This window comes from Cohnella caldifontis (assembly GCF_029360585.1).
Taxonomy (GTDB): domain Bacteria; phylum Bacillota; class Bacilli; order Paenibacillales; family Paenibacillaceae; genus Cohnella; species Cohnella caldifontis.
The window spans coordinates 12,839-33,656 of record NZ_JAQZSJ010000030.1; the positions used below are offsets into that span (position 1 = coordinate 12,839).

18 protein-coding genes and 1 riboswitch are annotated in these 20,818 nt (G+C 52.8%); of the genes, 4 read left to right on the top strand and 14 right to left on the bottom strand.

The annotated features are described in order from the left end of the window. Positions 1 to 25 precede the first annotated feature (25 nt). From PTZ19_RS24160 to PTZ19_RS24210, 11 genes are all read right to left on the bottom strand, one after another. Entirely contained in the window at positions 26 to 1,837 is a 1,812-nt protein-coding gene (locus PTZ19_RS24160; RefSeq protein ID WP_276358207.1) for a thiamine pyrophosphate-binding protein, read from the bottom strand. A gap of 199 nt (positions 1,838 to 2,036) precedes the next feature. After that, positions 2,037 to 4,070 carry a methyl-accepting chemotaxis protein gene (locus tag PTZ19_RS24165; RefSeq protein ID WP_276358208.1) on the bottom strand — a complete coding sequence of 678 codons (2,034 nt, stop codon included), beginning with the start codon at positions 4,068 to 4,070 and terminating at the stop codon, positions 2,037 to 2,039. A 135-nt stretch (positions 4,071 to 4,205) separates the two neighbouring features. Then, complete coding sequence (locus tag PTZ19_RS24170; protein WP_276358209.1) at positions 4,206 to 5,093, bottom strand: fumarylacetoacetate hydrolase family protein; 888 nt, start codon at positions 5,091 to 5,093, stop codon at positions 4,206 to 4,208. A gap of 38 nt (positions 5,094 to 5,131) precedes the next feature. Continuing rightward, entirely contained in the window at positions 5,132 to 6,121 is a 990-nt protein-coding gene (locus PTZ19_RS24175; RefSeq protein ID WP_276358211.1) for an ABC transporter permease, read from the bottom strand. A gap of 3 nt (positions 6,122 to 6,124) precedes the next feature. Beyond that, on the bottom strand, positions 6,125 to 7,630 hold the full coding sequence (locus PTZ19_RS24180; protein ID WP_276358213.1) for a sugar ABC transporter ATP-binding protein: 1,506 nt from the start codon (positions 7,628 to 7,630) through the stop codon (positions 6,125 to 6,127). Positions 7,631 to 7,711: 81 nt separating this feature from the next. Then, positions 7,712 to 8,773: a substrate-binding domain-containing protein gene (locus PTZ19_RS24185; RefSeq protein ID WP_276358214.1), complete on the bottom strand. Its 1,062-nt coding sequence runs from the start codon at positions 8,771 to 8,773 to the stop codon at positions 7,712 to 7,714. A gap of 235 nt (positions 8,774 to 9,008) precedes the next feature. After that, on the bottom strand, positions 9,009 to 9,779 hold the full coding sequence (locus tag PTZ19_RS24190; protein WP_276358216.1) for an SDR family NAD(P)-dependent oxidoreductase: 771 nt from the start codon (positions 9,777 to 9,779) through the stop codon (positions 9,009 to 9,011). Between the two features lie 63 nt (positions 9,780 to 9,842). Beyond that, positions 9,843 to 10,634 carry a beta-keto acid cleavage family enzyme gene (locus PTZ19_RS24195; RefSeq protein ID WP_276358217.1) on the bottom strand — a complete coding sequence of 264 codons (792 nt, stop codon included), beginning with the start codon at positions 10,632 to 10,634 and terminating at the stop codon, positions 9,843 to 9,845. A gap of 69 nt (positions 10,635 to 10,703) precedes the next feature. Then, entirely contained in the window at positions 10,704 to 12,971 is a 2,268-nt protein-coding gene (locus PTZ19_RS24200) for a M24 family metallopeptidase (RefSeq protein WP_276358218.1), read from the bottom strand. Between the two features lie 16 nt (positions 12,972 to 12,987). After that, complete coding sequence (locus PTZ19_RS24205) at positions 12,988 to 13,419, bottom strand: SCP2 sterol-binding domain-containing protein (protein ID WP_276358219.1); 432 nt, start codon at positions 13,417 to 13,419, stop codon at positions 12,988 to 12,990. A gap of 220 nt (positions 13,420 to 13,639) precedes the next feature. Then, a complete protein-coding gene (locus tag PTZ19_RS24210) occupies positions 13,640 to 14,650 on the bottom strand; it encodes a LacI family DNA-binding transcriptional regulator (protein WP_276358220.1) in 1,011 nt (336 codons plus the stop codon). A 344-nt stretch (positions 14,651 to 14,994) separates the two neighbouring features. Between PTZ19_RS24210 and PTZ19_RS24215 the strand changes: the two genes are divergently transcribed. The 3 genes from PTZ19_RS24215 to PTZ19_RS24225 all read left to right on the top strand — a co-directional run bounded on the left by PTZ19_RS24215 (position 14,995) and on the right by PTZ19_RS24225 (position 17,193). Then, the gene (locus PTZ19_RS24215; protein ID WP_276358227.1) at positions 14,995 to 15,633 is read left to right on the top strand and encodes a DUF1796 family putative cysteine peptidase; all 639 of its coding nucleotides are present in this window, start codon (positions 14,995 to 14,997) and stop codon (positions 15,631 to 15,633) included. Between the two features lie 188 nt (positions 15,634 to 15,821). After that, on the top strand, positions 15,822 to 16,253 hold the full coding sequence (locus tag PTZ19_RS24220) for an NfeD family protein (RefSeq protein ID WP_276358221.1): 432 nt from the start codon (positions 15,822 to 15,824) through the stop codon (positions 16,251 to 16,253). Between the two features lie 7 nt (positions 16,254 to 16,260). After that, positions 16,261 to 17,193 carry an SPFH domain-containing protein gene (locus tag PTZ19_RS24225; protein WP_276358228.1) on the top strand — a complete coding sequence of 311 codons (933 nt, stop codon included), beginning with the start codon at positions 16,261 to 16,263 and terminating at the stop codon, positions 17,191 to 17,193. Between the two features lie 120 nt (positions 17,194 to 17,313). On the opposite strand, the gene PTZ19_RS24230 is transcribed toward PTZ19_RS24225, so the two are convergent. The 3 genes from PTZ19_RS24230 to PTZ19_RS24240 all read right to left on the bottom strand — a co-directional run bounded on the left by PTZ19_RS24230 (position 17,314) and on the right by PTZ19_RS24240 (position 19,951). Then, positions 17,314 to 18,255, bottom strand: a complete 942-nt coding sequence (locus tag PTZ19_RS24230) for an EamA family transporter (RefSeq protein ID WP_276358222.1) — start codon at positions 18,253 to 18,255, stop codon at positions 17,314 to 17,316. 80 nt (positions 18,256 to 18,335) lie between these two features. Continuing rightward, positions 18,336 to 18,436, bottom strand: a riboswitch (purine riboswitch). A gap of 79 nt (positions 18,437 to 18,515) precedes the next feature. After that, the gene (locus tag PTZ19_RS24235; RefSeq protein WP_276358224.1) at positions 18,516 to 18,911 is read right to left on the bottom strand and encodes a VOC family protein; all 396 of its coding nucleotides are present in this window, start codon (positions 18,909 to 18,911) and stop codon (positions 18,516 to 18,518) included. Positions 18,912 to 18,982: 71 nt separating this feature from the next. Beyond that, positions 18,983 to 19,951 carry a sigma-70 family RNA polymerase sigma factor gene (locus tag PTZ19_RS24240; protein ID WP_276358225.1) on the bottom strand — a complete coding sequence of 323 codons (969 nt, stop codon included), beginning with the start codon at positions 19,949 to 19,951 and terminating at the stop codon, positions 18,983 to 18,985. Between the two features lie 187 nt (positions 19,952 to 20,138). On the opposite strand from PTZ19_RS24240, the gene PTZ19_RS24245 reads away from it, so the two are divergent. Further along, positions 20,139 to 20,615 (top strand): dihydrofolate reductase family protein, encoded by a 477-nt coding sequence (locus PTZ19_RS24245; protein WP_276358226.1) that lies wholly within the window; start codon positions 20,139 to 20,141, stop codon positions 20,613 to 20,615. Positions 20,616 to 20,818: the final 203 nt, after the last annotated feature.

The window sequence follows — 20,818 nt, forward strand, 5'->3', positions numbered from 1 at the left end:
CTCCCGCAATGGTTTTTTCCTCTGCTTACAATAAGTTTTCCTTTGCCTTACCCGACTCGTAGCTTTTTCTCCGTTCGCTCATATATGTCGGAATCGGCACATCCCACCAGCCGGTCGCTTCGCCGCCCGAATAAGGGAATTCGCGATTGACCGTAATTTCGATCAGGGCCGGCCCGTTCTGGCGGAAAGCCCGCTGCAGCGCTCCCTTGATTTCGTCGGGCCGACTGATCTTTTCCGCGTATACGCCGAAGCCTTGCGCGATATGCGCGAAATCCGGCGTGTACAGCTCCCCTTCGTTTTCGATTCTGAATTCCGTGGCGACCACTCTGTCGCTGCCGAATTGGGCGTGCTGCAAGTCCGATATCGCCGCCCAGCCGGAATTGTTGAGCACGATGGCCACGACCGGAATCCGGTATTGAACGGCGGTCGCCAACTCCTGCATCGTCATCGAGAAATCGCCGTCCCCCACAACCACGGCGACTTGCTTATCCGGCGCTGCCAGCTTCGCCCCCAGCCCCGCAGGCAAGGCGTATCCCATCGTCGAGAACCCTGCTGTCGTGACATTCGTACCGGGCGCAAGGAAGGGGAATTCCTGAAGCAGCTGCGCCTGGCTGTTGCCCGACGAGGTAACCACGATGGCATCGCGGTCCAGAAACTCCCGCAATTCCTTGTAAAATCTCGAGATCGTCACCGGCGCGCGATCATCGTTCTGCGCCTTGGCCAGGTGAGCGAACCACTCCGCCTTTTTGCGCTGAATGTCGAGATAATAATCCGACTGCTGCCAATCCCGCTCCAGCCGGTTATCCCTTAAGTACTCGACCATCGCCTTCATCACGTATTTGCTGTCTCCGACGACGCCGAGCTCGACCGGGTAGTTCTTGCCGATCTCCCGCGGGTCAATATCGACGTGAATCAGCTTGGTACGCGGAAATCCGAAGCCGACTTCCTTATGGTAAGAAGAGGTGCTCTGGTCGGAAAAACGGCATCCGACGGCAAGAATGACATCCGCTTCGCGGGCCAGGCTGTTGCCGCACGTCGTTCCCTTCGTGCCCGCGTGCCATCCGTACAGCGGGTGATCCTCCGCCATCGACGCCTTGCCGCTGAACGTGGTGATGACGGCAGCGCCCAGCGCTTCTGCCAGCGCTTGCAATTCCGCATAGGCACCGGTAGCATGCACGCCCCCTCCGGCGAGAATGACCGGCCGCTTGGCGTCAAAGAGCAATTGGACCGCCCGGTCAAGGCCTGCGAACACGCGTGCGGTATCGACTACCGTGCTTCTTCTTGTTCGCGGGTCCGCCAATTCCACATCGATCGAGTCCGCCTGGATATCCATCGGCATGTTCAGCAGAACCGGACCTCTTCTGCCGGACATCATTTCGTTGAATGCCATGTTCATGACCCGAGGCACCTGGTCGACGCGGGTAACTTGCCAGCTTCTCTTCGTAATCGGCTCGAATACCCGGGACGAATTGGCCCAACTGTATTTCTCGATCTCCTGCAGCACCCCCCTGCCGAACATGTGGGTATGGGTTTCGCCGATGACGGTAAACACCGGCACCGAGTCCACGTAGGCGGTCGCGAGGCCTGTCGCGGTATTCATGGCGCCCGGCCCGATCGACGCATAGGTGGCCAGGGGCTGCTTTTTGACCCGATAATAGCCGTCGGCCATATGTATGGCGCTTTGCTCGTGCCTGACCATAATGTTCTTGATCTTATCTTTCCGGTCCACGAACGAATCGGCGAAAGCCAGAATGCCGTGCCCGGGAATGCCTATGATATAAGGCACTCCCTCCATCATCAGGTGCTCCATCACAATCTCGCTGCCCGTCAATCGCATTCCTTCACCTCATTTATTTTATATTATAAAAAGTCATTCTACAAAGTGCTGAAAAAAATAACCGGCACTTGTTTTTTATAATATAAAATAATATTATTTATTATAGAAATATTAGCACATTGAAAAGCGGAGTGTCAACGGTGATCCCGCAGTTTCGTCACCCTGAATGAGATTGCGAAATAAGCGTGCGATCGCACGCTTATTTCGTTTGGAATCGACTCAGAGATTCTTGCAGTTCTTGCGCCATTCTGCTGAGATCCTCCGCCGAAGCGGAAATATCCTTCATGGAAGCAAGTTGCCGCTTTGAACCATCGGCAATGCCTTCCGTATGCTCGACCGTGGATTCCGCCATTTGAACAATTTCACTCATGGACGCCGTTATTTCTTCGGTACCGGCGGACATTTCTTGCGATGCGGCCGAAACTTCCTGAATTTGGTTGGAAATTTCGCTGAAGGTATTCAAGATTCGCCCGAATATTTCTCCAGCGGTATTGATCAGTTCGGAACCGCTCTCTACATCCTTCACTTCTTGCTTCATCGCATGTACGGCATGTGATGTGGTAGTTTGGATTTCACCGATCATCTCCGATATCTTGTTGGCGGATACGGCGGATTGTTCCGCAAGCTTCTTGACCTCGTTCGCCACCACGGCAAATCCTCGACCTTGTGCGCCGGCTCGCGCGGCTTCGATGGCAGCGTTAATCGCCAGAATATTGGTTTGTTTCGTAATTCCCGTAATGACGGCAACGACCTCGTCGATCTTTTTTGAATAGGATTCGAGCATCCGGATATTCTCGGAAGACTGGTTGACGGAATCGCGAACGGCCTCCATTTGCCGGATCGCCTGACGAATCGCGACATCCCCTTCTTGGACTTCTTGCATCGAGAGATGGGCGGCTTCCGTCACGACCGAGGATGATTCCGCGATCCGTTGTACGCCAAGAGCCATCTCCATGAGCGCCGTGGAGGTTTGTTCGGAGCCGCGCAGCTGAGCTTCGTTTGCATTCAATACTTCTTGCGTCGCATTCGCAATGCGATTGGAAATGTCTACGGATTCGACCGAAGCCGCGGTCAGCTCTTCCGAAGAAGCGGCTAGCTGCTCCGAAACGTCGCTCGCGCGATTGACAATATCCGTAAAAGAAACGAGCATTTGGTTCATATGGCTGCCCAAATCTCCAAGCTCATCCTTGCTCTTGATCGCAAGACGCGGAGTTAAATCTCCCGTCGCCAATTTCTTCACCGTTGTTGTAACCGCAAGAATCGGTTTGGCAATCATGACGGCTAGGAAAAAGGAGGCTGCGATCACGAGGATTGCCGTAATGACAATCAAAATGACGGACACTTGATTCGCCGTATTGACAGGGGCGTACATCTCATGATGAACCGCGAACGTAACCAGTCGCCATCCGGTTGAGGGAACCGTATCGAAATTGATTTCAAGCTTCTCGTTCCCGTTGTCCGCCATCGTGAAAGTACCTTTATCTTTTTGCAAGACGTTTTGGCGGATCTTTGCCGCGACATCCGACCCAAAGGCTTCGTCGATATTTTTGCCGACCATTGCCGGGTCCGGGTAGGTCAGGAGCGTGCCTGCAGGGGAAATCAAATAACCGGAGCCTTTTTCCCCGATCTTAATCCCATTGGTAATGGTGTTCATATTGGTAATGTCTAAAGTACACATGATCCCGCCGACGTAATTCTGACTCTCGTCGAGTTGCGGAACCATGACAACGACGACGTGGTTCCCGGTGGCTTTGCTGACGAGCATGTCGCTGGCGGCCGGCTGCTTCGTTTCCCGTGCTTGCTTTATGTATTCGCGATTATTCAGCTTTTCGTGCGTACCGTCGGAAGTAATGGCCATATCGTCCGCGTCCACGTAGGTATAATCCTCTACTTCCGTATTCATCCCCTTCATGTAACGAAGCAAGGTCAGAATGCCCGTGTCGTCGCTGCTTTTGACGGAATTGGTAGCGAGCATTTGGTTGATGATACTGATGTTGCGCGTCACCATGTAGTCCACATTCTGTGCGTTAGAGGTTGCATAAGCCTCTAATTTGTCGTGGATTTCGCCGGTAATGTTATTTTTCAAATATACGGAAAAAAAGATTGCGATGGATATCAATGGAACAAGCGAAATAACGAGGAATAATGCAATGATTTTTGTTTTAATGGATTTAAAAGAAAACTTGATTCTCGTCGAGGCGAATCGAAGCGTATTTCCTTTACCATTCATCATTCGCGATGCCACCCGTCATATTTTAAAAAAGTGGTTGAACCAGCTTGTACCGAATCGTGCGACAATGGGCGATACGTATGAAAGCCATCCTATGTTGGATGGCTTCCCTTATCGAATCTCGCGCCGACGCAAATTTCATTGCACCATCCGGTTCCTTAAAACTCCCAGCTTCTCGATTTCAACGGTTACCGTGTCGCCGTCCTTCAGATAGACTTGCTCTGCCTCCGGATAGCCCAACACGACGCCCTCCGGCGTTCCCGTCAAAATGATATCCCCGGGCTCGAGTGTCATATATTTAGAAAGATAGCTGATGATTTCATCGCAGTGGAAGATCATATCGGACGTATTGGAATTTTGCCGCAGCTCTCCATTGACGAGGCATCGGATGTTCAATGCATTCGGGTTCTCAATCTCGTCCGCCGTAACCAAATAAGGCCCGATCGGCATGAAAGCGTCCAAAGACTTGCCTAGCAGCCACTGGGAGGTCCGAACCTGCAAGTCTCGTGCGGAAAGATCGTTCGCATTGCAATAACCGAATACGTTGTCCAGCGCCTGTTCCCGGGAGACATCCTGCGTTCTTTTCCCGATCACGATCGCAAGCTCCGCCTCATAATCGACTTTCGTCGAAGCGTGCTTCGGCAATGGAACATCCGCACCGTGCGCGGAGACGGCATTGTGGAATTTATTGAACAAGATCGGATATTCCGGCACGTCGGCGCCTGTCTCCTCCGCATGCTTGCGGTAGTTCAGACCTACGCAGATGATCTTGCCCGGGTTCGGTAAACAAGGTCCGAACGTCAGCCGATCCTCATCAAGCGTATAAACCGATAGATCGGCCGAGGCCATGCGGTCGCGCAGCGACTTCAAGGCAGGCGCTCCTGCGGCGATGACTCCAGAGAGGGTAGCGGGGATGTTCTCCCAAGACGCTTCCATAGATCTAGCTTTCGTCACATCCACTACGCCTTGCTCGGTTTTCACGCCTAGACGGTATTCCCCATCTTGAAGAAACGTTAACAATTTCATGGTGTTCGATCATCCTTCCTGCTTGCTATCGGCATCGGTTATGCCCTTCCGGAACGCTTACGGTCAATCAGGACTGCGAGAATGATAATGCTGCCTTTCACGACTTGTTTGTAGAAAGCTTCGACGCCAAGAAGATCCATGCCGTTATTGATGACGCCGATCATCAACGTGCCGATCACCATATCCCGGATCTTGCCGATACCGCCGCTGAAGCTTACGCCGCCAATGATCGCTCCCGCGATGGCATCCAACTCGTAGCCGACGCCCATCGACGGAGCGGCGGACTTCAAGCGGGCGGCCAGCACGGTGCCTCCAAGACCAACCAGAGCGCCTGAAATCAGGTAGGCTGCAACCTTCACTTTATTTACGTTGATGCCTGCAGCTCGCGCGGCATCTTCGTTGCTGCCAACTGCATAGATATAACGGCCAAGCGGACGCTTATTCATCAAGTAATAGCCAAAAATAATGACCAAAACGAAAATGATGATCGGCCATGGAATGGGGCCAAGCGATTCGGAGCCGATGTACGTGAATCCGCTGGGAAAATTGCCGATCGGCATGCCATGGGCGAAAATAAGCGCCAAGCCGCGGCAGATCGACATGGTGCCCATGGTGACGATGAATGCGGGAATGCGAGCCTTCGCCACAACCCAGCCGCTGATTCCCCCGACGATCGTACCGGTAGCTATGCCGACAATGATGCCGATAATGGGATGGAGGCCATACCCGGCCGCCCCTTGGGAAACCATGATGCCGGCCGTAATTCCCGTAAGCGCAAAGGTGGAGCCGATCGCAAGGTCGATTCCGCCCATCACGATGAGAATCCCGACGCCGATCGTCGCCATGCCGATACACGAAACTTGCCTTAGCACGTTGACGATATTATTGGCATTAAGAAAATTCGGGGTCGCTAGAGAGAGATAAATGAGAATCACGACAAAGCCGATCAGAATCCCGTGTTCGCTAAGAAGCTTCTTATAATTGGCGTTCTTAATGCGGCCCGCTACTCCTACGCTGTTATCCGCCATCACTTAGGCCTCCAATTTCATCGTTTTTACTGCCAGCTCCATAATTCGGTCCGCCGTCGCTTCTTCGCGTTGCAAGATCCCGGTCAACCTGCCTTCGTGAAGCACCAGAACGCGGTCGCTCATGCCCAAAATCTCCGGAAGCTCCGACGAAACCATCAGTACGGCTTTTCCGGAGCAAGCGAGAGATGACATCAAGCGGTGGATTTCCGATTTCGTTTTCACGTCGATGCCTCTGGTCGGTTCGTCCAAAATGATAATGTCCGGGTCCGAGTTCAGCACCCGCGATACCGCGACCTTCTGTTGATTGCCGCCGGAGAGGGTTCCGCAGATTTGCGCGCTGCTGCTGCACTTGACTTGGAGTTTTTCCTCGTACTCGTCGCAGTATTGGTCCTGCAGTTTTTTGTTCAGAGCAATGCCGCGAATGCACTTCTTCATGGAGGACATCAGAATATTATCCCGGACGCTGAGCTTCAGGAACACCCCGTCCTTCTTGCGATCTTCCGGAACCATGGCAATCCCGCGCCGAATGGCGTCACCGGGCATGCGGTTCACGATTTTTTGGCCGCGGAGGTACACTTCCCCCTGTTCGGGTTTGCGCGCGCCCATGATCGTCTCCATCAGTTCGGTTCTCCCCGCGCCCATTAATCCGGCCACTCCGAGGATTTCTCCCTTGCGCAGCTCAAAGCTGATATCCTGAAACTTTCCTTTGACGGAAAGATTTTTTACCTGCAACACGACTTCGCCGATCTGGCTTTCCTGTTTGGGGAAAAGTTCGTTGACGTCGCGGTCGACCATCATGCGGATCAGTTCCCTTTGGGTAACGTCCTCCACTTTTCCCGAGTGGATAAACTGCCCGTCGCGCAGAACGGTTACACGATCGCAAACCCCGAAGATCTCTTCCATCTTGTGGGAGATGAGCAAAATCGATTTGCCCTTGTCTCTCATGGACTGAATCATCATGAGAAGCGCGTCGACCTCTTTCTGGCTGAGGGCCGAGGTCGGTTCGTCCATAATGATGATTTCCGCGTTCAGCGAGTTCGCTTTCACGATTTCGACAAGCTGGTGCTTTGCGACCGTCAAATCCGCGACCTGCGTCTTAGGGTCAAGGTCAACGCCAAGCTCCGAGAGCAACTTCTTGGAGTCGTTGTACATCTTTTTGTAATCCACGTTTCCGAGTTTCGTTTTCGGTTCTCGTCCGAGGTAGATATTTTCCATCACCGTCAGCGTTTTGACCTGGTTGAATTCCTGAAAGATCATGCTGATTCCGGCGTTCTGCATATCCCGCACCGAGACGTTGGTCATATTTCGCCCATTCAGGATAATCTCGCCATGATCCGGCGCATGCAAGCCGATCAGAATCTTCATCAGCGTGGACTTGCCCGCCCCATTCTCGCCTACCAGCGCGTGCACCTCGCCGCGCCGCAAGGTGAGGCCGACGCCTTCAAGCGCTCGTACGCCGCCAAATGACTTGCTAATCTGCTTCATTTCCAAGATGACTTCTCCGTTCACACGGAAACACCCCTTTATCAGGTTTCCCGGGAGACGCACGCCCCCCGGGAAACCGATCCTGCTGGAAAACAAACGATGAATTTAGAAGTATTTGCTGGCGAGTTCGTTGCGCGCTTTAGCCAATTCGATATACTTATCGACGTTATCTTTCGTGCAGAGTTCATAAGGGATCAAAAAGTCGGAGACTTTATTGCCTTTGGCCGCTTCGATCGCCAGACGCAGCGCGTTCGAGCCCTGACCTACGCCATCCTGCCAAATCGAGTTGTCGACGACGCCCGCCTTGATCTTTTCCAAGACCGGCATGTCGCAGTCCATACCGGCGATGAGGATCTTGCCGGCCAAGCCGGCATTCTCAACGGCGGTGATGACGCCCGTAAGGATGACGTCGGCTTCCGTAGCGATCACGTCAATGCCGTTCGGATAAGTTTGCAGCCAGTTCTCGACAAGGGCCAGCGCTTTTTCGCCGGACCAGTCGGCGGTGTCATGAACGACAAGCTTCGCTTCCGGATGCGCGGCAAGAACTTCATTATAGCCTTGCGAACGGAATACTTGAGCCGAGTGTCCGAGAACCGCGTCTACATAGGCAACTCGCGGATTCTGCGGCGCGTCTTTCAGCAGTTGTTCCATTTGCATTTTTCCGGCTTCCACGTCGTCCGAGCCGACATGCGCCGTTACGTTCTGGCTGTCCGACTTGGTATTGAGCGTAATGACCGGAATGCCCGCCTTCGCCGCGATATCCACCGCAGCAGCGCTTTGCACCTTGTCGACGGGGTTCAGGATAATCGCGTCCACCTTCTGGGAGACGAAGGTCTCCATCTGGCTTTGCTGTTTCGCAGGGTCGTCATCGGCGAACACGACATCCAGCTTGACGTCTGGAGCGCTTGCCTTCTGATACTCATACATGCCGCTGGTCATGTATTGGACGAATCCGCTCTGGTTCCCTTGCATCAGCGCGGCAATATGAAGCTGTTGTTGGGACGAATCCGACGCTGCGCTGCTTGCGGGGCTGGCCGCGGAAGGGCTGTTTGCAGCTGGGCTGTTAGAAGCATTGCCGCCAGAGTTCGAGCCACTGCAAGCGGTTACGAAAAACAGGCCGATTAAAGCGATCAATGAAAGGCAACTGCGGAACATTTTCTTGTTCATTGACATCCACCCTCAATTGTTTTTAGTTTTCGCCGCTAATTGCATGAGCCTTTCGATGAAGCTGAGCATAACCAATGCCCTCGGCACATAAAACCCGCAAACTCCATCAGTTGCTCTATCCGCCTGCGCAGCATGACGCACGCTCCGGATACATGGCTAGCACATGTAGGGAAGCAGCAGCGCCTTCCGTGAGGCCGATGGACTTAAGGCATTGTCGATACCGGAAATGCCAGACTTACTTTGCTACCCATCCGCAATCGACGAGCAGATCCGACCCGGTCACGAAGGATGCGGAGTCGCTCGCTAGGAAGTAAATGGCTTCCGCGATCTCGGAAGGGTCGGCCCACCGATTGAAAGCTTGCTCCGCTTCGCGCAGCTTTTTCACCTCCTCGAATGGTATACCCGTGCGGGTGGACTCCAACTGAATGTCACTGCGCAGCATCGGCGTGTCGACCGAGCCCGGGCTGACGGAGTTGACGCGAATGTTATAGCCCGCAAGCTCCCATGCAACCGCACGGGTGAACGAAATGACCGCTCCTTTGGTCGCGCCGTACACCGCATGCTCCGTCTGTCCCACGTGTCCCGAAACCGAGCCCAAATTGACGATCGAACCTTTGCGCTGCTTTTTCATGACCGGCAGTACGTATTTATGGCAGAGGAACGTTCCCCCGATGTTAACGGCAGCCACTTTGGAGAATTCTTCGAAAGTGGTGTCTTCAAGCGGTTTCACGACGACAATGCCCGCGTTGCAGTTCAGCACGTCAATGCGTCCGTAACGCTTTTCCGTTTCCGCTATGAACGCCGACACATCGGCTTCATTCGCCACGTCTCCGACAAAGTCATAACACGTATGCCCGCTGTCGCGAAGCTCTTCTCCCACATCGCGAATGGACTCATTGAGATCCATGATCGCCACGCGATAGCCCTCTTTCGCGAATTTGTGCGCCGACGCCCGTCCGATTCCGCTTGCCGCGCCGGTAATGACTGCAACTTTGCTCTCGCTCATCGTGATTTCCTGCCGCGCCCGTCTCGTGGAACGCGGCAGTCTCTCTCCCTTCTAATGTTAGAATTATCCGATTCCCAGCATCTCGCGGGCTTGCGCAGGCGTTGCCACCTCGCGTCCAAGCGCCCTGGAAATGTCCGCGATCTCTTTCACCAGCTCATGGGTCTTGGCCAGCTTGCCTTGCTGGTTGTACGGATAATCCTCGGTGCCGACCCGCACGTTGTCGCCATGGATGATGGCGTTTACGAGAATATCCATTTGCTCCGCGCACATAATGCTCACGGTAAGCGCGCAATTCGCGGGCATCAGGCTTCTGCGGTAGAGATATTCCTGAACGGTCGGCGGCGACCACGTGCCGCCCGGCCAGCCGAAGAACAGCGTATTGATGTACGGCGGATCCAGCAGCCCTTGCTCGATGAGGCGGTTCAAGTTCCAGATCGAACCGGGATGCCACACTTCCCATTCCGGCTTGACGCCGTACTTGCGGCAGGCGACGGCGTACTCTTCCAGCTCCGCCAGCGGGTGCAAGACATCGCAGTTAAGCTCGGCGAACGCTTCGGCATGGTGGTTGAGGATAATCGAAACCATATCCGATTTGCTTTCGAAAAGCCCGATGCGGCCTTGAAGCGGAATGCTGGACATGCCGCTTTGAATGAGCAGGTCGGTTTTGCCGCGCACCCCGCCAATCACCTCAGCCCAATTTCCTTCGGCATGCGTGTGCAGCACGGCCGTACCGTTCTCGCGGCAGCGCGCAGCTTCTTCGATAATATCCGGCGTCGTTTTCGGATAATCCACGTCCGGCTGCAACCAGCAAATATTCGGCGTAGCGGTGATGATGAGCGGATTCAGTTTTCTCATGTTGGATCTTCCTTTTCTGGTTTTTATTCGGCGTTAAGTTGCCTTCATTCGGATTCGGAAGAGGATCGATCAGACGGCCATAATCGTTTTCGGCATCGTCGTCATTTTGCGGCAGCCGTCATCGGTAACCACGTAGCAGTCTTCGACCCCGATGAGCGCGCCTTTGTACTCTTCCCACGCTTCGATCTCGAACACCATGTTTTTCTCGAACGCCTTGTCGACCGCCCCGAAAGCGCCGAAAAGATGCTGATCCTCGCACTGCAAGCCGATGCTGTGGCCGATCGAGATGGCCGTGCCGTCCAGCACGTTCTCCTTGTACCACGCCACCGCTTCTTCCCCGAGCCGTTTCATGTTGACGCCGGGTTTGATGCGGTCTTCGAAATATTTCTGGAAATCGAGCAGGCCTTGCACCAGCTTCGCCGCTTCGGCCGGGACTTCGCCCACCACCACGTGCTGGTTGACGTCACCGACGTATCCTTTATATACCGCGCCGAAGTCGAGCCGGACGATCTCGCCCTTCTTCACGGCGCGGCCGGTGCCCGGCGCTTCGGGGTCGGAGTCGCCGATCGTGAGCGTCAGGTGGTCCCAATCGTCCGCGCCGTGCTTCAGCATCGCGTCTCTGCCGATTTTGAGCAGCTCGAGGTCGGTGATGCCTTCGCGGACGGCCGCGATCGTATCCTTCAAGGCCAGCTCGGTGATTTGCGCGGCTTTCTCCAGGTATTCCATCTCTTGCTCCGATTTGACGATGCGCAAGTCCAGGAACGCGTCGTCGACTTCGACCACGGTCATGCCGACTTTCTCTTGGGTGATGGCGTCCACCAGGAACTTGGGCGCGGTGGATTCGATCCCGACGCGCTTGCCGATAAGCCCCCATTTTTTGATTTTCGAGAACAGGGCTTTCCCGGCTTCCTCTTGGCTCTCGATCCCGACCGCGTCATGGAACCAACTGAACCGGTCGGCGCTTTTGAAGACGTTCCAATGAACGATCGTGCCTTCGCCTTCGCGGCGGATCATGGCGAGGTTCGGATACTGGTTGTTGAGCGCCAGCAGGATCGGATTCGGCGCGCTGTGCAGCAGCGGCAGTCCGCTCAAGTAGTACACGTTCTGCGGCGAAGCGGCGATCAACAAGTCGAGATCGTATTCCTTCATGACTTGCGCCGCTCTCTTCTGGTTGTATCCGATCGGTTTCACGACATTCACCTCCGGCAAGTTCTTGTTGATCGGCACGGCGGGAGCGAGCCTTTCCAGAATCTCGATCGTACGCTGCTCATCGGCCATTTTCTCGATCTCCGCGGTTTCGACCGGCCGGCCTTCGATGGCGGACAGGTAACCTGCCAAGATCGCCGTGATCGCGTTCATCGACTGCTCCGGCGTGAATTCCGGCTCGCGATCCTCCAGGATGCAGCGCGCGAAGTGCTCGTCCGTCTCACGCACGGAAATCGTATAATATTCCGGGAAAGTGGCGTGTTCAATATCGGGCTCAATCCACTTCTGAATGTTCTCGCCCATGCGTTCGTCAAACGAGCTAAACCGGACCGGCTTTTCCCATTCGTGGTTTTCGAAGATCGTGCCCTTCGTGCCGAAAATTTCCATACTGTTATACGGTTTCGTAAGCTGCGTAAAACTGACCATGATGTCCGCGATGGCACCGTTTTCATAATGAGCAATCGCGATGGCGTTATCCTCCGCTTTTTCGGGCAAATTGATGGCCTGTTTCGCCAATGTACCGACGACTTTCGTACATTTGGAGCCCAGTATGTATTCGATCGTCGCAAACTTATGCGAAGCCATGTCCATCAGCGATCCGCCGCCGGCTTTGATCGGGTCCCCTTTCCAGAAGCCGCTCTCGGACAAGCCGGCAATTTCGTTCACGCCCTCGTAAGCACGGATCATCAGGATATCGCCGATCAGCCCTTGCTGAATGATATCGTGGATGTAAACATGCGCCGGCAGAAAACGGTGATTCTCCGCGATCATGAACTTCACGCCCGCGGCGCGGCAGGCCTCGATCATTTTGCGGCAGCCTTCCACGGTCGTTCCCATCGGTTTTTCGCAGAGCACATGCTTCCCTGCTTGGGCGCATTGCACGACGACGTCGACGTGATAGATGTGGGGAACCATGACAAGAACCGCGTCGATATCGGAACTGAGCATTTCTTCCAGCGTTTCGTAAGGCTTCATCTCGCCGTCTTTATGACGGCGCGCCATTTTTTTGGCCTTCTCGAAGTCTCTATCGAAAACCGCTGCATAGCTGATATATTTGGAGCCCCGATCTCCGTTGCTGTGAAAGTGAAATGCGCCGCCAGCTCCGATAATGCCGAATTTGACTTTCTCCATCTCGACTGCTGCCTCCTTAAATAAACAGATCAAGGAATAGTTCGAATATTCTCTGGAACTCAAGCGCTTCTTGACGAGGCCCCGTGTAAACGATATCCCCGTTCATTTGTGCCACGCTCGAATGGATATTCCCGGTCACGATATCACGCGCTGTCTGCATAGAGATGTTGAAGATCACCGTAGGGGACTTCAGCGTACCGCCGTATACATCGCAAACTCCGTCACTGAATGCGATCGTATACACTTCCTGGTCCAGATTAAACTGGAACACCTGCGTCATGCCGTTCATTTCGTATTGGATCTCATCCGTCTGATTGCACACTTGGCCGAATAAGGTGAAAACCTTTTCAGCATCCCCCTCAATTAAGGATCCGCTTTGGATCCTTGGACGGAGGTCATTCAACAATTCTTCATCGATCGGCGACGATTTGCCCGCCAAATGCTTCATAACGCAACCATTCCTCTCCTTGCAGCCGCTGTTGTATTGATTTAGCCTGTTTAGCCAATTCTGGATTGTGTTGGGCGTTGGCTTGTTTGGATTCACCTTTGCTCAAATAGGATCGATGATCGTTCAAAAACGCCGCGCCCCACCTCCTTCAAAAGGTCGACTGAATCGCGTACCACAATGCCAAAATCTTGAAAAGCTTTTCAAACCGGTATATAAAAAATCACCTTTCTAATCGCCTGGTCGAAGCCCGAACAACGATGCCGTGGGGCAAATACTCGCGCAGAACCGGATCGTCCTGCCCTTCGATGCGGGCAATCAGCTTCTCGGCGGCGCGTTGACCGATTTCGTACATCGGCTGTGCCACCGTCGTCAGCTTCGGAATCGTCATCCGCGCCATGCGGATGTTGTCGAATCCCATGACGGATATATCATCCGGCACCTTGACGCCTCTTTCATGCAAACAGGACAATAAACCGATCGCGAATTCATCCACAGCGCAGAATACGGCGGTTACGTCCGGGCATTTCTCGATAAGGGACTCCGCTACGACCAACGCATCGTACGTCCAACCGTTGGCGAAAACGACGTTGTCTTTGCACGATTCCAAGTCGTACTCACGCAACGCGCGGAGGAAGCCTTGATAACGGGGCAAGCCCGAGATGTTGTCGCTGAGCTCGAAGCCGATCATCGCGATTTTTCTGTGGCCGTTCTCAATCAGGAACTTGACCGCGTCGTATGCCGCCTGTTCATCGTCGATCTTAACGGAAGGCAGCTCGTATTCCATCGAATGGGTGGCAACGAGGACGATCGGCATCTTCAGCCGATTCAATTCATTATAGTAATCAGGGAAAACCGAGTCGCTCGTATAGAGAATGCCGTCCACTTGTTTCTCGTAGAACGTATTCAAATAGGAAAACAACCGCTTGCGGTCCCGATCCATGTTGCTGATGATCAGGCTGAATCCTCGCTTGTCCGCGGCATCTTCCATTCCCCGAAGCACATCGGCATAATAAGCGTTGCGTATGTCCGGGATGACGACGCCGATCGTATTCGTTTTCTTGTAGATCAAGCCTCGGGCCAACGCGTTCGGCTGATATTTAAGCTTTTCAATCGCATCCAGAACGCGCGTCCGCTTACTCTCGACAACGGAGTCCGGAGCGTTCATGACACGGGAAACGGTGCTGATCGAAACTTTTGCCAGATTGGCCACGTCTCGGATCGTTGGTTTCATATCCTACATCCTTTTACGTTCTGAAAAGCTTTTCAAATTCTTGTTTCCATGGTACCGTTTTCATAGGCAGATGTCAAGCATTATTTTAGGAAACGTTTCCTCCATGCGAAATAGCTGCCTTTGCGTTCCCTTTTAACAAAGAGAGCGAGCTCAATCGAATGGTTCCAACAAAAACCGGTCCTTACGGCCGGTATATCGCCGGTTTTAATTATTCGCCTAGGAGTAAGGATTCCCGTTCCCCGTAAGCCTGCAGGCTGTTATCGGTGTCCCGTCTGCCCGGGCTCCGATATACTGTGATACAACATTAGCGCCGCCACGCCCAGCGGCCCACTAGGAGGGTGCGAATGCGCTGGTACGACTGCGCTGGCGCCTACAAGGCGTTCATCAGCTTAGGTACCACCTGTCAGACCGCCTATCAACTCCGAAGGCTTGGCCTCAGGCGCTTCGCCGGCCCGTTGGACTGGCTCATCTCCCGCAACGCCTCCGACGTCTCCCGGCTTATCCGCAATCGGTTCGACGGTTTGCTGGATGCGGATCGGCTGCAGGTAGTCGGCGTCGCCCAGACGTATTACATCGTTCGGGACACCGGCTACAACCTCGAGTCGTATCACGACTTCCCGTTGATTCAGTCCTGGATTGACGCTTACCCCGACGTCGCGCGTAAGCTTCGCCGTCGCGCACAAGCCTTGCTCTCCACCAGTGCCAGCGGGCCGATCTGCTTCGTCAGAATCGAGACTTCCGAGTCGGAATCGCTTCAGTTGCACGGGGCGCTGGCTTCGATCGCTCCCCGCGGCTTTCGGCTGCTCGTCGTCAACTTCAAGGACGACTACCAGATCCGGCACGAGGACTGGGGCTTCCCGGGGATCGCTTCGGTATCGATTCCAAGAGGGTTCGACTGGCGCGGCTCCGATTCCGCCTGGCGGGAGATCATGCGCGGATTCTCGGTCGCCGACTCCCATTTCTACTCCACAAAAAAACTCTGACCTCATGCGGCGTGCGGTCAGAGTTTTTTTGGGCGGAGGCAAACCGTGGCTGTGCAAAACCATAATTTGCCGCTTACGCGCCGTAAAACGACGAAAGCAGGCAGCCGGTGTAAACATTTGGTGTTTATTATATAATATTTGCATGTAATAACCCTTCAAAAGAAAATGCCCTGCAAAAGAGGTGAAGCATGCTGGAAAGCTGGGCAATTTGGTTCATCATAGGCGTCATTTTGCTCATTGCTGAGATGTTGACGTTGACTTTTTATTTGTTATGGCTTGGAATCGGTGCGATCGCTGCAGGAGTAATCGCGCTTGCTCTCCCTGGATCGTTCACGGCCCAAGGGATTACGTGTGCGGTAATTGCGCTATTGCTCACCCTATTTACGAAGCGTTTGACCCGGGTAATCCGAGTATCAAAAGGTTATCACGATCCCATCGACGAGCTTATTGGCAAGCACGGGATCGTGGAGGAAGATGTGGGGGAGGGAAAGCCGGGTATCGTAAAAGTGGGAGGAGAAACGTGGACCGCGGTCTCCAAGCAAAATCTACGAAAAGGCGAAGCCGTTGTAGTTGTTGATAGAGGAACGACAACGTTGGAAGTTGAAAAAAGGGGAGGCTAATTCATTAATGGGTACTCTTATTGTAATCGTTATCATTGCACTCGTTATCATTTTTCTAGCGCTCACCATTAAAATCGTACCGCAGCAGAGAGTCGGCGTGGTGGAGAGGCTCGGTAAGTTCAACCGGTTGCTTCAGCCTGGCGTGAACATCCTCATTCCGATTATCGACCATGTACGGGTAAATCATGATCTGCGCATCCAGCAAGCGCACGTTCCTCCTCAATCGGTCATCACGAAAGATAATGTGCAAGTACAGATCGATACCATCATCTTTTATCAAATCGTTGCTCCCGAACAAGCCACTTACGGCATTTCCGATTATGTTTCCGGCGTTCGCAACATTACAACGGCCACGATGAGGCAAATCATCGGGAAACTTGAGTTGGATGAGACGTTGTCCGGTCGGGAGAAAATATCAACCGAAATCCGAATCGCTTTGGACGAAGCGACTGAGAAATGGGGCGTTCGGATCGAGCGGGTCGAAGTCATCGACATTAAGCCGCCTACAGACATTCAAGAAGCGATGGACAAACAGATGAAAGCGGAGCGCAGCAAGCGGGCGATCGTTCTTGAAGCCGAGGCTGCCAAACAGGATATGATCCTTCGTGCGGAAGGAGACAAGCAGAGCAAGATTCTGAAAGCCGAAGGCGACAAGGAAGCACGTATCCGGGAAGCGGAAGGTTTTCGACAGGCTCAGGAATTGGAAGCGCTTGGTCAGGCAAAAGCGATACAAGCCGTGGCGGAAGCCGAGAGAACCCGAATTGAACAGCTTCGCGCAGCCGGGTTGGACGAAAATGTGTTGGCGTATAAATCCTTCGAAGCGCTGAGCGAAGTTGCCAAAGGGCCGGCGAACAAGGTATTCATTCCATCCAGCGCAATCGAGACACTTGGGGCTGCGGGGGCGATCGGGGAAATGTTTAAAGCAAAGAAACCCGAATAAGCAGTTGACGTGCGGTGAAGCGTTCAGTTCAGTCAAACAGCGGCAATCTAGGACTTTATTTTTCGGTCCAAGGCTGCCGCTGTTTCTATGTTTGATACATTTATGGTTCGAGGCGGCTGCTTATGTTCCCCCATGCCATGATATTTCGGAGCTGCCGCCCTTTCTCTTAATAATTTCGGGAAGCATGACGCCGAGCAACACCGTTAAAACCCCAATCCATTGAATACCGCTGACATTTTCATGCAAAACGACAGCTGACAGTATAACCGCGACGGGTAACTCGGCAGCGCCCAGAATGCCTGTCAAACCTTCTCCGATGCGCGGAACTCCGATCGCGAACAACACCGGAGGGAGGAATGCCCCGAACAAGCCGAGCATGAGGCCATAAGGAAGCAGCCCGTCCAAAAGCGCGCCGTTAACCAGGAAACCCGGCGGGAACATGACGAACACGAACAGCATGCCTCCCGTGATCATCCATGCGCCTCTGTATGCCGGATGTATGGAAGGCACTGCTTTCCCGTTGAGCAAAATGAATATCGAATAGCTTATTGCAGATAAGAAGCCAAATAGGACGCCGACCCCATTGAACCCGGCAAACCCCTGATCCGGTATGCCCGCCGCAAGCAATGTTCCGCCCAGCAGAACGACCAGCGTGAGCAACATGATGCCGTTAGGGCGCCGTCGCTGTCCGACCGATTGTATCAACACTCCCATCCACGTGAACTGGAATAACAATATAATTGCGATCGAATTGGGGATATAGCGTATGGATTCGTAATACAACAATCCTGTTACAGCCGTAGGAACGCCAGCTGCCATTAGGATGACGCGTTGCTTCCATGAAGGGTTCGGAGCCGATATGGCGTCCCTCTTCGTTTGCCCGTTTTTCCATTCCTTCCATTTCATGAATAGAACGAGAAGCCACGCCAATAGGAATCCCGTCGTCAGTTGACTTCCTACCACTTCTCCAAGCATATATCCTTTGCTGTACGCTTTCGTGACGATCGTCGATAAGATGCCGTAACAGATCGCCCCAAATAAAACCGCCAATCTGTATTTCATTCTCTCCTACATCCTCCTGCGATGATCCTCGCTGCTTATTGAAAATAAAAAAACTTCCTTGCCGTGAATACAGAATCGGAAGAACGCGATTCCATATTCGTAGCAAGGAAGTTAAGGCTTCCCGTAGAGACCCCCGCCCTATATTTCGCAGGGTTATACGAATTTACGATATTCAATTAAGTGAAAACAAAGCAATAGCGATAATCATAATGCGTGCGCTCGTGGTTGTCAACCCGTTTGCGCTTGTCAACTTCCGATGTTCATGCGGCTCCAATCGCCCAAAGGTGACCGTCCAGGTCCTGGAAGCCCCATTGATACATGAAACCGTGATCTTCCGGCTCGGTAATGATCTTTCCACCCAACGATGCCGCTGTGTTGACGATCTCATCCACTTTGTCCCGGTTTTCAACGAACAACGCAAGAGTAAACTGCGCATGCTTGTCCGTATTGACGATTTCTTTGTTCGTGAGAGACTTGAAGAATTCTTCGTTCGTCAACATCACAAACAGATTGTCGCCAATCACAATGCAGGCCGCTCTTTCCTCGTCTGTGAACTTCATATCAAGCGCAAAACCAAGCCCCGTGAAAAACGCGATGGATTGTTTTACATTCCGTACGTGCAAGTTCACATAAGTTTGCGTGGAAGTCAATGCCATTTCAATCACCTCGGAAATTGGATGGGTAACTTGGGATTCTTACTTATTTAGACGTAATCCGGTTGCCATATTCATCGGTCTAATTGTTCGGGAAGCCCAAATCGCGAAAATAATTCGGCGTTGACGAAATTTTGGACGTGAAAGATCTTCATGTCCTTCATCACGATGACGTGAATTCCCCAGGGTATCAAGCAGGTATTGTCATTGCTCGGCATATATTGCGCGAAAGCCGGGTAACCGCCATTCACCTTAGTCGGCACAAAACGGGAACCTACGCAATGCGAGCGTGCAAGCGAATAAAACTTGAACAAATCGTCCTTGCCGTGAACCCACATAGGGAAAGGCGGCATAGACATATGGCCTTCTTCATGAAACAAGGCTACCAATGCATGGATATCAAATCGTTCAAAAGCTTCCACATACCGTGAAAGCAGTTCTTGATCAGGCTGGACATCCATTAAGCGGTATTCTTCCGAACGGAGTTTCGCCCGATCCATCGTTTCTCTGGCTCTTTGCAAGGCGCTGTTAACCGCTGCCGGCGTCATTCCTAACGATTCTGCAATCTGTTTGGAGGACCACTCAAATACGTCTTTCAAAAGGAAAACCGCACGTTGGCGCGGAGGTAAAATTTGCAAGAGCGTAATCAGACAGAGTTGAAGGGTATCTTTGCGAATGAGTATATCCTCCGGATTTTCCGAAAATGCTGGGGCAGGCCAGATCCAGGTTGAGTCGGGGAGCGTTTCACTAGGTACGATAATGGATGCCGCGGGGTCGGAAAAGTCAACGGGACGAGTTCGCCGTTCCGCTTGTCTTAGCTTGTCCAGGCATAGATTTGAAGCAATCCGATAAACCCATGTTTTGTATGAGGATTCTTGTCTGAATGAGTTCCAACTATGCCAAACACGAATAAAGGTTTCCTGAACGGCATCGTCTGCGTCATCGATCGATCCTAGCATTCGATAACAGAACGATGTTAACTCCGGTTTCAGGCTGTCGAATAACTGGAGTTCCGGTGCATGCTGCAGTGCAGTTTCGCTCATGCGGGCCCCCTACTGAGATGTGAGTCCCTATAGATTAAGAGAAGAGATTCGGCATTTTTCCGAAATATCCTTTATTTCCCCATTTAGGCTTCCTACACGAATACACCGATGAATATCGTAACCTAATTTCGTCTTAACAATGGAGAAACAAAATTACGATTATCAAAAATCGAAAGGACGATCGTTCATGCGCAAAATCATTCTATTCATTCACAGTACGATTAACGGAGTTGTCACTGGCGACCCAAGCGGGGACAAAACCAACTGGGCTGTCTGGAGAAATAGCGCCGGCATTGAGGAAGGATCTCGGTATCTATTCAATATTTTCGAGACCGCTGATACCATTTTGCTTGGTCGCGGAACCTACGAAGACCTTTCTAGAAAGTGGCCGAATACTCGAGGGTCCAGCCTGGGTGATAAAATAAACAACGCCCACAAACTCGTTGTAACAAGCGCCCAACCGCCGGGCAAGCTAAAATGGGGAGAATTTGAAGCTCCAAACCCATTGACCGGCAGTAATATTGAAGAGCAAATTATGGACCTAAAAAATGGTGACGGCGGCGACATTGTTATTTTCGGTAGTCCAACGCTCGTCCGATCACTTGCAAAAGAAATCTTATTGACGAATATCAGATCGTCATGCACCCGGTTGTGGTCAACGTAGGTGAGCATTTGTTCGACAATCTTAACGAGCAGAAGGAATTCCATCTCGTGGACGTCAAAACATTTAAGGTTGGTTCCCTCTTGGTAACCTACAGACCCGCTAAAGCTTAGCTCAGCGGGGCACTCGACGATGATAACCTTAGCGGTAGAATCGGATTGCGTGCTCGGTCTGCTCTGCAGACCTGCGCGCGATCGAACCCAACT